This window comes from Mycobacteriales bacterium (assembly GCA_035550055.1).
Lineage (GTDB): Bacteria > Actinomycetota > Actinomycetes > JAFAQI01 > JAFAQI01 > DASZTV01.
Genome location: DASZRO010000110.1, coordinates 1 through 12,118, shown reverse-complemented (window position 1 = coordinate 12,118; position 12,118 = coordinate 1). Strand labels below are relative to the sequence as shown.

Here is a 12,118-nt window from a genome sequence, read left to right as displayed (position 1 = left end):
GGAGGCCTCGTTTCGCGCCGAGATTTCCGGCTATGCGGCACTGCGGGAACGATCGTGGCGCCTTTGCGATCCCCGGAATCGTCAAGATCGCCGTGGCGCTGGCGGTGCTGGGCCTGTTGGGCTACGACACCTTCTTCACGATCGCGACGCATCTGAAGGCCGAAAGCGACGCGCAGAACGCCGCGTACGCCGCCAGCCAAGCCTGGTTCAACGCCGACGGCAGCGACAAGTCGGCGAACACCGCCTTCCAGGCCGCCCTGGTGTATCTCGCGGGCAACCAGCCCGCCGACTGCCGCAACGAGCTGACCGCGGAGGCGACCCTTTCACCGCCCGGGGACATCCCCCTCGGCTGCGACTACCTGTGCACCGGCGCGAGCAACCAGGCAGCGGAATGCGGCAACTCGGGAGAGTTCACCGTCGACCAGGACGGCACCGTGCACCTCGTCATCCGCCGCCAGGCCAAGACCCTGCTGTTCGGCCACCTCGGCTTCATGCACAGCCTGCTCGTCGCCTACGAGCACGGTGACGCGAACCAAGAGGAAGATTGACCAGGGGGTGCGTTCGCCGCTCGACCAGTCTGATCGCACTGTCAGGCCTGGCCGCCGCCGCGTTCGCCGTCACCACGTCGCCACTGGCCAGCGCCACTGCGATCGGTGACGCTCGCGCCCAGGCCGCCGCGCTCACGACGTCGATCGACCGGCTCCAGACGCAGGCCGAGGTCGCCAGCGAGCGCTACGACAAGGCGGAAGCGCAGCTGAGCCAGGCGGTCTCCGACCAGGAGCAGGCCGACCAGGCCCTTGATGCCGTCCAGGCCAGCGCCGCCGCCGCCCAGCAGGACCTGATCGCGCGTACCCGCGCGCTCTACGAGAGCGGTGGCGACCCGGTCCTGCTCGCGACCATGCTCTCCGGCGAGGACCCGGTGGACGCGATCGATCGCTACCACCTCGCCAGCGCGGTCATCGGCTACGAGTCGCGCAGCGCCGCCGCAGCGGCCGCCACGGTGGCGACCGCGCAGGATCTCGACAAGCGCGACGCCGCCATCACCGCTCGGGTGACCGCGTTGCAGGCGCAGGCCAGCCGGGCCAGCAGCGCGGTGCAGCTCGCCCTGCGTACCGAGCGCACGGAGCTGGCAAACGCCAGCGACACCGTGCTGCGCCTCGAGAAAGCCGACGAGCAGGCCCAGTCCACCCAAGGGGCCGCGGAGTTCGCCACCGCCGTCACCTCCGAAGGCGGCACGGTGGGCGACGGCGCACAGCAAGCCACGAACTCGGTGGCCGCCGCCGCGATCGCCTGGGCGCGGACCCGGCTCGGCGACCCCTACGTCTGGGGCGGCAGCGGCCCGAACGTCTTCGACTGCAGCGGGCTCGTGCAGTGGTCCTACGCCCACGCCGGGATCACGCTGCCCCGGGTGGCGGCCGACCAGTACAACGCCGGACCGCACCCGACGTGGGCCGAGCTCGAACCCGGCGACCTGCTGTTCTGGGCCTACGACATGAACAACCCGGCGAGCATCCACCACGTCACGATCTACATCGGCGGCGGACTGATGATCGCCGCTCCGCACACCGGCACCGACGTCCAGATCGAGCCGGTCTACTTCGACGGCCTGTACGGCGCGACCCGGCCGTGGGCGTCCACCATCGAGCCGCCCGTCACCGCCTCGCCCACGCCGACGGCGACGCCGTCGGTCGTCATGAGCCCGCTCGCGTAGGCCTCGCGCCTAACATCGGCGGGTGGCGCCCAACCATCCCCGGGCCGCTGCCACGGTCGAAGCCGGCGCCCTGCTCGACGGCAGATACCGGCTCGACGAGCACTGCCGCACCGACGGCGACAAGCAGCTGTGGCGAGGCACCGACCTCGTGCTGGACCGCACCATCGCCATCCACCTCATCGCCGGACGCACCCGTACCGACGCCAAACGGCTGACGACGGCGGCCGGGCGGGCAGGCAGCGTCTCCGACGCGCGATGGGTCCGCATCCTCGACGTCGGCTTCACGCCGGTCGGCCGGCAGGTCACGCTGTGGGTGGTCTGCGAATGGGTGTACGGGCAGACCCTGACCGCCCTGGTGGGCCGCGAGCCGTTGCGTGACCAGGTCGCGACGTACCTGGTCGCCGCCTGCGCACACGCCGTCGCCGCCGCCGAGCGTGCCGACGCCGGCCACGGCGCACTGCATCCCGACGAGGTGATCGTCGCCGCCGACGGCAACCCGCGGCTGACCGGTCTCGAAACCCATCGCGAGCTCGGTGGCGATCGAGACGAGTACGCCGACGTGCGTGGTCTCGGCGCGCTGCTGTTCGCCGCCGTGACCGGGCGGTGGCCGCTGCCCGGCTGGCGCGGGCTGCCGGGCACAAACCGCGGCGACGGCATGCACCCGCGCCAGCAACGCCGCTCGGTCAGCCGGGCCCTCGACGAGGTCACCGCCCGAGCCCTCGAAGGCGGCTATTCGGACGCCGCAGCGGTGGCCCGGGCGCTCGACGCGCTTCCGCAGACCCCGCTCGTGGCCGTGGTCGACGACGCCGACTCGCCTCGCCGCGACCAATGGCGTCGCGTCGCGTGGTGGGTCGTCCCGCCGCTGCTCGTCACCGGCGTGGGCTTCGCCTCCTGGGCGGCCGGCAGCGATCTCGGCAGGGTTCCCGGCGAGGACCGCACTGTGGTGCCCACGCTCACCCAACCGCACGGGCGCGGGCCCGGCACCCGGCTCGTCTGGACCACGCCGCCGACCGTCACGAGCTTCGACCCGCAGGGCAACGGCGTCGAGGACCCCGGTGGCGTGGGACTGACCGTCGACGACGACCCGTCCACCTCGTGGAGCACGGACGTCTATCACGGCAACGCCCACTTCGGATCGTTGAAGGACGGCGTCGGACTGCTCGTCGACCTCGGTCGCCCCAAGGACGTCGACACGGTCCGGCTGCTGATGTCCGACCCGGGCGCAGACCTCGAGATCCGTGCCGGCGACGACCGGCCCACCGCTGCCGATGACCTGCCGGTCGTCGCCAGCCGCGACGGCAGCCCAGCCGCCCTCACGCTGCGGCTGACGAAGGCGGCGACCGCCCGCTACTGGCTGATCTGGATCACCTCGCTGCCGCAGACCTCGACCGGTGACTTCTCGCTGGGCATCTCCGAAGTCGCGCTGCTGCGCTGACCGTCGCCGCCCGACTTCGCCGATAGCCTGCCCGGGATGACCGAGGGCACGGTGAGCGACGCCGAGCTGCTCGCGCAGCACGTCGCAGGTGACCCTGCGGCATTCGCGGCGCTGGTCACCCGCCACCGCGACCGGCTGTGGGCGGTCGCGCTGCGCACGTTGGGGAACCCGGACGACGCCGCGGACGCCCTACAGGACGCGTTGCTGTCGGCACACCGCGGCGCCCGTAGCTTCCGCGGCAACTCGGCGGTCACCACCTGGCTGCACCGCATCGTCGTGAACGCGTGCCTGGACTTTGCGCGCCGACGGGCGGTGCGCCCGACACAACCGCTGCTCACCGACCCCGCGACGAGTGCGCCCGACGACATCGGCGCCCACGAGACCGCGTTGGCCGTCACGGCCGCGTTGCGGACCCTGCCGGCCGAGCAGGCCGCCGCGGTAGTCCTGGTCGACATCGAGGGGTTCAGCGTCGAGGAGGCGGCGGCGATCCTCGACGTCCCGTCCGGGACCGTCAAGAGCCGCTGCGCCCGGGCCCGCGCTCGCCTGGCGCAGCAGCTTCACGATCTCGACCCCCGACGCGACACCGAGCACCCGCATCGGAACGATGGCGCGGCCGAGCGCGTCCAAACCGAGACCGACGACGCCAGACCCGCAACCGAAGGAGAGACCCGGTGAGCGAGCAGCACTTGTCGTTCGACGAGCTCGCCGAGCTCGCCGAAGGACTGCTCGGGCGCCGGCAGGCCCGCACCGCCACCGACCATCTCGCGACCTGCGAGGAATGTGCCACTCGCGCGGCAACGCTCGACGCCGCGGCCGCCGCCCTTCACGGCCTCGGCCCCGTTTCGATCCCCGCCGACGTCGCCGCCCGGCTGGATCGAGCGCTCGCCGGCGCCGGTCAGCAGTCCGCGGAGGACACCGTCGTCCCCGACCTCACCCAGGTACGGCAGCGCCGGCGGGTGAACCCGGCGTGGGCCGGGGCGGCGGCCGCGGCCGTCGTGCTCATCGCGTCGGTCTCGGCGATCCTGGCGACGCGCGGCGGCCACCACCCCTCGACCAATGCTGGGGCCAGCGCCGGTCCAGCACCGCTGGTCGCCACCACCGCGCGCCAGCCCCTGCTGAGCGAGGACACGGGCCGGACCTACACCCCCACCTCGCTCGCCGCACTCGCCCCCAGCCTGGTCACCGGCGGGCTGACGGCGGGCACCCCGGTCGGTGCCGCGAACGGCGCCGGCAGCGCTCCGGTCCCGGACAGCGGCCAGGCGCCGATCGCCCCGGCTCCGACCGCTGCCTCCGTCCACAAGAACTCGGTGGCCCAGCCGCCGGCCGATGCCGCCCGTTCCGGATCGTCGTTCAGCCAGCAGTTCAGCGCCGTCGGGCTCGTTCCGGCGCCGCTACGGCCCTACGTCAACTCGCCACAGAAGCTCCTGGCGTGTGCCGCGTTCATCACCGACACGCCGGGGGCCGCACCGCTCGCCGTCGACTACGCGCGCTGGTCCAACCCGCAGGCCCACCTGCGGCACGTGCCGGCGCTGGTCCTCGTCTTCACCGACCCGCAGGACAGCAGCGAGATCGACGTGTACGTCGTGGCGCCGGCCTGCGACGACAGCTCACTGCTCGACTTCCAGCTGCTGTCGGCGAGCTGATACCTCACGGCTCGCGCGGCTCGCTGCGCCGCGGCGGGCCGAGCGCGAGCGGCCAGAGCACCGCGGCGACTGCGGCGGCGAGGTAGGGCAGGCCGACTTCGTGCCACGGGTGCAACGGGTCGTGCGGACCGTGGGGGAACAGCCGGAAGCCGAGCGCCGTACCGAGCACGGCGGCGACCGCGCCGGTCAGGACGCAGATCCTGTTGACCTGGCGGGCAGCGTTCATCGGCGTGCGCCGCGCCGCGAGCGCGCTCGATGCGGACGAACCCGCGACCCCGATCAGCGCCGGAACCAGCCACGAGAAGATGTGGACCTCGACGTACTGCGAGTAGATCCAGCCGCCCACGCCAGCCACGGGGACGATCGGCGCGGCGGCCGACACCACCGCGGCCAGCGCAGAGACGGGCCGCGCCGGCGCTTGGTCTACGACGCAGGCGGCGCAGCCGCGGGAACCGAACTCCCGGACGTCGTCGTCGCAGCGGGCCCGCCCGCACACCGGGCACTCGTCGTGTGCCGCCCGTCCCGAGTGCACGGCGCAGCGCATGACCACCGACCGCTCGGACACACCTGCCAGCCTTGCACGGGAATGACCTTCCTAGGATCGGTGTTGCGGCGAGGACACCGCCGGCGGGCACGCCGCCCGGCCGCGGCGAGGAAGTGAGCGAACATGCCCGATGGGGTGCGCGACGTCATCATCGTCGGATCAGGCCCGGCCGGTTACACCGCCGGGATCTACACCGCTCGCGCGAACCTGCATCCGCTGCTGATCGAGGGCTTCCAGTTCGGCGGCGCGCTGATGAACACCACGGAGGTCGAGAACTTCCCGGGCTTCCCCGACGGTGTGATGGGTCCAGAGCTCATGGACATGATGCGCAAGCAGGCAGAGAAGTTCGGCGCCGAGATCATCACCGACGACGCAACGGAGCTCGACCTGACCGGTGAGGTCAAGCGGGTGAGCGTCGGCGGGGAGACCCACCTGGCACGCACGGTGATCCTCGCGATGGGCTCGGCGTACCGCGAGCTCGGGGTGCCCGGCGAGAAGGAGCTGTCCGGGCGGGGCGTCTCCTGGTGCGCCACCTGTGACGGCTTCTTCTTCCGCGACCAGCCGATCGCGGTCGTCGGCGGCGGTGACTCCGCAGTCGAGGAGGCCACGTTCCTGACCAAGTTCGGCGAGTCGGTGACGATCGTGCATCGGCGCGACGCGCTGCGCGCCTCGAAGATCATGGCCGACCGCGCACACGACAACCCGAAGATCAAGTTCGCGTGGAACAGCGTCGTGAAGGAGGTCGCCGGCGAGGACAAGGTCAGCGGACTCGTCCTCGAAGACGTCACGACCGGTGAGACGTCGACGCTGCCGGTCGGCGGAGTGTTCGTCGCGATCGGCCACGACCCGCGCAGCGAGCTGGTACGTGACCAGGTGACGCTCGACGCCGAGGGTTACGTCGTCGTCGACTCGCCGCGCACCCGGACCAACCTGCCAGGCGTGTTCGCCTGCGGCGACCTCGTCGACCGGACGTTCCGGCAGGCGATCACCGCGGCCGCCAGCGGCTGCGCCGCGGCCATCGACGTCGAGCGCTACCTCGAAGACCAGCACTGACAGACGCCGGGAACAACCACGCCCGGCGCCTCGTTGATCACAACATCCGACCGACTCAGGAGACCACGATGGGTGCCGCAACCACCGCAGTGACCGACGCCACGTTCGACGCCGAAGTGCTCGGCAGCGACGTACCTGTGCTCGTCGACTTCTGGGCGGAGTGGTGCGGCCCGTGCAAGATGGTGGCGCCCGTTCTCGAAGAGATCGCGACCGAGAACGCAGGCAAGATCCGCGTCGTCAAGGTCAACACCGACGAGAACCCGGAAATCACCCGGCGCTACCAGGTGATGTCGATCCCGACCATGTCGGTGTTCTCGGGTGGCGAGGTCGTCAAGTCCATCGTCGGGGCCAAGCCGAAGGCCGCGCTGCTGCGCGACCTCGAGGCTTACCTCTGAGCACTGGCGCCGCCTTGCCGGCTGCGTAGCATCGCAGCGTGGTGGAGTTCCGGCGCGGGGATCGCGGTGACGGCGTCGCCGAGATCCGAGCCAAGCTGAGCGGCCTCGGCCTGCTCGATCTCGCCTCGACCGAGGCCGGCGCCGACGGCGACGTGTTCGACGACGCGACCGATCGCGCGGTGCGCGGCTTCCAGCAGTCGCGCGGACTGCGGATCGACGGGATCGTCGGGCCGGAGACCTACCGCTGCCTCGACGAGGCGCATTGGCGCTTCGGCGACCGGGTGCTGTCGTTCACGGTCAACCGGCCGTTCGTGGGCGACGACGTCGCGGTGCTCCAGCAGCGCCTGCTCGATCTCGGCTTCGATCCCGGACGCTGTGACGGCATCTTCGGCACGGCGACCGACGCTGCGCTGCGAGAGTTCCAGCGCAACGTCGGGCTGCGCGCCGACGGCACGCTCGGACCCGACACGCTGCGGGCCCTCGAGCGGTTGCGCCGTACCGTCACCGGCGGCTCGCCTTCGGAGCGTCGCGAGGAGGAGCGGCTGCGTCGCAGCGGGCAGAACCTCACCGGACGCACGATCGTGCTCGACCCGGGCCACGGCGGCAGTGACGAGGGAGTGAGCGGGTTCGGCCTGACCGAGGCTGAGCTCGCGTTCGACCTGGCGACCCGCATCGAGGGTCGGCTCGGCGCGCTCGGCGTGACGACCTACCTCACCCGCAGCGCAGACACCCATCCGCCCGAGACCGAACGCGCCCGGTTCGCCAACGAGGTAGCCGCCGAGCTCGTCGTCTCGCTGCATCACGACGCGGCCGCCAGCGGCGAGCCCAGCGGGGTCGCCTGCTACTTCTACGGCGCGGCGCGTCCCGGCCAGAGCGGCCACTCCGTGATCGGCGCCAGGCTCGCCGACCTGATCGTGCGAGAGGTCACCTCGCGCACCGACCTGCTCGACTGCCGGACCCACCCGAAGTCCTGGGAGCTGCTGCGGCTGACCAGGATGCCCGCGGTGCGCCTGGAAGCCGGCTATCTCAGCAGCCCGAGCGACGCGGCGCGGCTGGCCACCAGCGAGTTTCGCGACGCGGTCGCGGAAGCCGTCGTGGCGGCGCTGCAGCGGCTCTACCTCCCGGAGCACCTCGACGTGCCCACCGGGCAGTTCCGGCTCAGCGCGCTCGCCGGCTGAGTTCGGCGCTACTGATTACGGCCAACCGTCGACCACGGCATGAGACGTTTGCGGCGGATACGACTCGACCTTCCGTCCAGGGTGAACCCCTGCTCGCGCACTTGGCGCTCCAAGGCCACTCGTTGGGCGGGCGCTGTGCCGCCGGCAACTGGCTTCGGTCAGCCTCTCACGGCGCCGGCCGCGGACGCCCTGCGACACGCCGGAGAGTCAGTTGGGGCTGCTGATCGGCGTCACCGCGCGCGGTGCACTGAAGGCGCCGGTGCGTAGCGGACCTTCCCCGGCCATCGAGCCGAGCAGCCGCTCGAGGGCCACCTCGACGTCCTCACGCCACGACGCGACCGAGCGCAGCTCCAGCCGCAGTCGCGGATAGCGGTGATGGGACCGCACGGTCTTGAAGCCCACGGCGAGCAGGTACTCCGCGGGGATCACGCAGTGGCCGACACCGTCCCAGGCCGCGTCCCCGAACGCCTCGATCGCCTTGACGCCGCGCCGAACGAGGTCCTTGGCGACGCCCTGGACGAGCATCCGGCCCAGGCCGCCGCCGGCGAACTCCGGCAGCACGTGAGCCACGCTCAACAGCACCGCATCGGCACTCACCGGCGACGTCGGGAAGGCGACGGACCTCGGTGAGTACGACGGCGGGGCGAACATGACATAACCTGCGGCCACGCCATCGACGTAGACGATCTTGCCGCAGCTGCCCCACTCCAGCAGGGCGGCGGAGACCCACGACTCCTTCTCGAACTCGGTGTCGCCGTTCTCGGCGGCCTTGCTACCGGCGACGGGGTCGAGCTCCCAGAACACGCAGCGTCGGCAGCGCCCGGGCAGGTCGTCGAGGTTGTCCAGGGTGATGTTGACCAGTCGACGGGTCATGGCTGCACAACGCCCTCCGGACGACGACGGGGAGATCGCCGAAGCGGGACTCTATCGCCGGTCAGCCATTCGGGCTAGTGCCGGCCACGCGGAACGGGCGGGCTCAGTCCTCGTCGGCGGTCAGCGGCTGACCCGCGACCACCTCGGGAGCAAGGACCTGCAGCACCCGCTGGAGGTCACCCATCGACGCGAACTGCACGGTGAGCTTGCCGCGCTGACGGCCGAGCTCGATCGTCACGCGGGTCTCCAGCAGGTCCGACAACTGCTCGGAAAGCCGCTCCAGCGCCGGCGACGCCAGCGGCTTGCGGCGACGGGCGTGGACCTTGGTCTCGACCAGTCCCGAGGTGACGGCCTCCTCCGTGGCCCGCACCGACATGCCCTCGGCGACGATGCGGGCGGCGAGGCGCTCCTGAGCGTCGGCGTCGGGCAACGCGAGCAGCGCCCGGGCGTGGCCCGCGCTCAGCACGCCCGCCGCGACGCGCCGCTGGACGGTCGGCGGCAGCGCGAGCAGCCGGATCGTGTTGCTGATCTGGGGCCGGGAGCGGCCGATCCTGGCGGCCAGCTCCTCGTGGGTGGCGCCGAACTCCTCGAGCAGCTGGCTGTAGGCCGCGGCCTCCTCCAGCGGGTTGAGCTGCTGGCGGTGCAGGTTCTCCAGCAGCGCGTCACGCAGCATGACGTCGTCGCCGGTCTGGCGCACGATCGCCGGGATCGTGGCCTGGCCGGCCTCCCGCGACGCGCGGAGCCGTCGTTCGCCCATGACCAGCTGGAACCGGTCGCCGTCGAGCTCGCGGACCACCACCGGCTGCAGCACCCCGACCTCGCGGATGCTCGCGACCAGCTCGGCCATCGCCTCTTCGTCGAAGACGTCGCGGGGCTGCCACGGGTTCGCTTCGATCGACTCCACCGGGAGGTCGGCGAAGTAGGCACCCGCGTCTGGGTCACCTGCCGGCGACGCCGAGATCAGTGCGCCGAGACCGCGGCCCAGGCCGCCTTTGCGCACGTTCACGACGTCGTCCGGGGCGCCCGCATCGCCAGATCGTATGCCGCGGCACGGTAGGCGACCGCGCCTCGCGAGGACGGGTCGTAGGTGATCACCGTCTGGCCGAATCCTGGGGCTTCCGAGACCCGCACGCTTCGCGGGATGACCTCGTTGAGCACCCGGGACCCGAAATGGCTCCGCACGTCGGCCACGACCTGGTCCGCCAGCCGAGTGCGCCCGTCGTACATCGTGAGCAGGATCGTGGACACCGTGAGCCGGGCGTTCAGGTGGCTTCGCACCAGCTCGACCGTGTCGAGCAGCTGCGCCAACCCCTCCAGAGCGTAGAACTCGCACTGGACCGGGATGAGCACCTCCGGGGCCGCCACGAGCGCGTTCACCGTGAGCAAGCCCAACGAGGGCGGGCAGTCGATGAACACGTAGTCCATCCCGCCGGCTTCGGACTGCAGCGCACGTGCCAGGCGGAACTCCCGCGCGACCGTGTTCACGAGCTCGCTCTCCGCGCCGGCCAGGTCGACCGTCGCGGGAGCGCACCACAGGTTGGTCATGCCGGGGACCGGGACGACGACCTCGTCGAGACGGCGCTTGCCGACCAGTACGTCGTAGATCGATGGCGTCGAGCGGCTGTGCTCGAGGTTGAACGCGGTTGAGGCGTTGCCCTGCGGGTCGAGATCGACGACCAGCACTTTCAAGCCGTGCTGAGCCAGCGCCGCGGCCAGGTTGACCGTGCTCGTCGTCTTGCCGACGCCACCCTTCTGGTTGGCGACGGTCAGCACCCGGGTCTGCGCCGGGCCCGGCCAACCGTCGGACGTTTCACGTGAAACCGCCTGGCTGGGAACGTCCTGCGGGGCAGCCTCGGTTTCACGTGAAACCTCGCTGGGCGGGCCGGGGAGATCGACCGGCCGGCTCGGCTCAAGCGGTCCGATCGTCACGGCGCCTTCCTACCTCGCTTGTTCGATCGACGCACCTCGACGACCGTAGCGGGTTCGTCGTCGGCATCCGTCAGGTTGTGGATGATCGACACGAAGCCGCCACCCCGGTCGAGCTCGGCAGCCTCGGCGGCCGCCTTGGCGCCCTTCAGGGCATACAGCACGCCGTCGCGCCGGCACAACGGGAACGCGAGCGCGGCCAACGCGGCGAGTGGCGCGACAGCGCGGGCCGTCACCGCGTCGGCAGTGACGGGTACGCCGTCCTGCGCGCGGCCGCGATGCACCGTCACGTTTCCCAGACCGAGCTCGCGCACGCACTCCTCGAGGAACTGGACCCGCCGCGCCATCGGTTCCAGCAGCACGACCCGGAGGTCTGGCCGGGCGAGCGCCAGCGGGATGCCCGGCAGCCCGGCGCCCGAGCCGAGGTCCACGACGGTGGCCGACGAGGCGACGAGCGGGGCAAGGGCCGCGCTGTTGAACAGATGGCGGCCCCAGATCCGGTCGGCCTCCCGAGGGCCGAGCAGACCTCGCTCGATCCCGATCGTCGCGAGCAGCACCGCGTAGCGCGCCGCGCGGTCGGTGTCGGCACCGAAGACCAGGCTCGCCTGGGGTGGTGCGACCGCCGGGTCGTCAGGCAGGGCTGACGACGATTCGGCGCTGCGGCTCCTCGCCTTCCGACTCGCTCTTGACGCCCTCGGTCGCGGTCACCGCGTCGTGGACCACCTTGCGCTCGAACGGCGTCATCGGGGCGAGGCGCTCCGGCTCGCCGCTGGCGAGCACCCGCGCCGCCGCCTCACGGCCGATCTGGGCCAGCTCAGCCCGGCGGCGGGCCCGATGTCCACCGATGTCGAGCATCAGCCGGCTGCGCACCCCGGTCTCCCGGTAGACGGCGAGGCGGGTCAGCTCCTGCAACGCGTCGAGCGTCGCGCCCCCCGGTCCGATCAGGCTGCCGAGGCCCTCGCCGATGATCGACACGCTCGCCCGGTCCGCCTCGACGTCGATGTCGATGTCCCCATCGAGATCGGCGATGTCGAGCAGCGCCTCGAGGTAGTCCGCGGCGATGTCGCCTTCACGCTCGAGCAGCGCCACGCCGGCGGCGGTCGTGTCCGCGCGGGGCGTCGCGTCGTCCTGCGACTGTTCGTCGTCCGTAGGGATCTCGGGGTCGTCGGGCTGGGTCGTCATCGTCGTCCTCGTCGCTTGCGCTTGTTCGAACGGTTGGCTGCCGGTCGATTGGCCGGCTTCGGCTTGGGTTTGTTCACCGGCGGCGCGCTCATCGCGCCGGGCCCGGCGCCCGCGATCGCTCCGCCCGGCGGCAGTACGACGTCGCCGGTCCCCTTGCCGGGCTTCGCGCCCGGCGCCG

15 protein-coding genes are annotated in these 12,118 nt (G+C 71.7%); 8 read left to right on the top strand and 7 right to left on the bottom strand.

Going from position 1 to position 12,118, the window contains the following annotated elements; translation table 11 throughout:
* Positions 1–32: 32 nt before the first annotated feature.
* The 5 genes from VG899_16090 to VG899_16070 are packed head-to-tail and all read left to right on the top strand — an operon-like array spanning position 33 to position 4,789.
* Positions 33–548: a hypothetical protein gene (locus VG899_16090; GenBank protein ID HWA67884.1), complete on the top strand. Its 516-nt coding sequence runs from the start codon at positions 33–35 to the stop codon at positions 546–548.
* Positions 545–1,711, top strand: a complete 1,167-nt coding sequence (locus VG899_16085; GenBank protein ID HWA67883.1) for an NlpC/P60 family protein — start codon at positions 545–547, stop codon at positions 1,709–1,711. The genes VG899_16090 and VG899_16085 overlap by 4 nt, the downstream gene beginning before the upstream one ends.
* A gap of 22 nt (positions 1,712–1,733) precedes the next feature.
* On the top strand, positions 1,734–3,146 hold the full coding sequence (locus VG899_16080; protein ID HWA67882.1) for a hypothetical protein: 1,413 nt from the start codon (positions 1,734–1,736) through the stop codon (positions 3,144–3,146).
* 36 nt (positions 3,147–3,182) lie between these two features.
* A complete protein-coding gene (gene sigM, locus VG899_16075) occupies positions 3,183–3,821 on the top strand; it encodes an RNA polymerase sigma factor SigM (GenBank protein HWA67881.1) in 639 nt (212 codons plus the stop codon).
* The gene (locus VG899_16070) at positions 3,818–4,789 is read left to right on the top strand and encodes a hypothetical protein (protein ID HWA67880.1); all 972 of its coding nucleotides are present in this window, start codon (positions 3,818–3,820) and stop codon (positions 4,787–4,789) included. The genes sigM and VG899_16070 overlap by 4 nt, the downstream gene beginning before the upstream one ends.
* Before the next feature lie 4 nt (positions 4,790–4,793).
* Here VG899_16070 and VG899_16065 read toward each other — a convergent pair whose 3' ends face one another.
* On the bottom strand, positions 4,794–5,354 hold the full coding sequence (locus VG899_16065) for a hypothetical protein (GenBank protein ID HWA67879.1): 561 nt from the start codon (positions 5,352–5,354) through the stop codon (positions 4,794–4,796).
* A gap of 102 nt (positions 5,355–5,456) precedes the next feature.
* Here VG899_16065 and trxB point away from each other — a divergent pair, with 102 nt between their 5' ends.
* From trxB to VG899_16050, 3 genes are all read left to right on the top strand, one after another.
* Positions 5,457–6,386, top strand: coding sequence for a thioredoxin-disulfide reductase (trxB, locus tag VG899_16060; protein ID HWA67878.1), 930 nt, complete (start codon positions 5,457–5,459; stop codon positions 6,384–6,386).
* Between the two features lie 68 nt (positions 6,387–6,454).
* Positions 6,455–6,781 carry a thioredoxin gene (gene trxA / locus VG899_16055; protein HWA67877.1) on the top strand — a complete coding sequence of 109 codons (327 nt, stop codon included), beginning with the start codon at positions 6,455–6,457 and terminating at the stop codon, positions 6,779–6,781.
* Positions 6,782–6,819: 38 nt separating this feature from the next.
* Positions 6,820–7,959 carry an N-acetylmuramoyl-L-alanine amidase gene (locus VG899_16050; GenBank protein HWA67876.1) on the top strand — a complete coding sequence of 380 codons (1,140 nt, stop codon included), beginning with the start codon at positions 6,820–6,822 and terminating at the stop codon, positions 7,957–7,959.
* Between the two features lie 207 nt (positions 7,960–8,166).
* Here the strand turns inward: VG899_16050 and VG899_16045 are convergent, their stop codons facing one another.
* The 6 genes from VG899_16045 to VG899_16020 form a co-directional block, all read right to left on the bottom strand.
* Entirely contained in the window at positions 8,167–8,832 is a 666-nt protein-coding gene (locus VG899_16045) for a GNAT family N-acetyltransferase (protein HWA67875.1), read from the bottom strand.
* Between the two features lie 103 nt (positions 8,833–8,935).
* Positions 8,936–9,838, bottom strand: coding sequence for a ParB/RepB/Spo0J family partition protein (locus VG899_16040; protein ID HWA67874.1), 903 nt, complete (start codon positions 9,836–9,838; stop codon positions 8,936–8,938).
* On the bottom strand, positions 9,835–10,761 hold the full coding sequence (locus VG899_16035; protein HWA67873.1) for a ParA family protein: 927 nt from the start codon (positions 10,759–10,761) through the stop codon (positions 9,835–9,837). Before VG899_16035 ends, VG899_16040 begins: the two co-directional genes overlap by 4 nt.
* Positions 10,758–11,357, bottom strand: a complete 600-nt coding sequence (gene rsmG, locus VG899_16030) for a 16S rRNA (guanine(527)-N(7))-methyltransferase RsmG (GenBank protein HWA67872.1) — start codon at positions 11,355–11,357, stop codon at positions 10,758–10,760. Before rsmG ends, VG899_16035 begins: the two co-directional genes overlap by 4 nt.
* Before the next feature lie 31 nt (positions 11,358–11,388).
* On the bottom strand, positions 11,389–11,940 hold the full coding sequence (locus tag VG899_16025; GenBank protein HWA67871.1) for a R3H domain-containing nucleic acid-binding protein: 552 nt from the start codon (positions 11,938–11,940) through the stop codon (positions 11,389–11,391).
* Positions 11,937–12,118 (bottom strand): hypothetical protein (locus VG899_16020; protein ID HWA67870.1); only part of this gene is annotated, 182 nt, incomplete at its 5' end. The genes VG899_16025 and VG899_16020, both read right to left, overlap by 4 nt.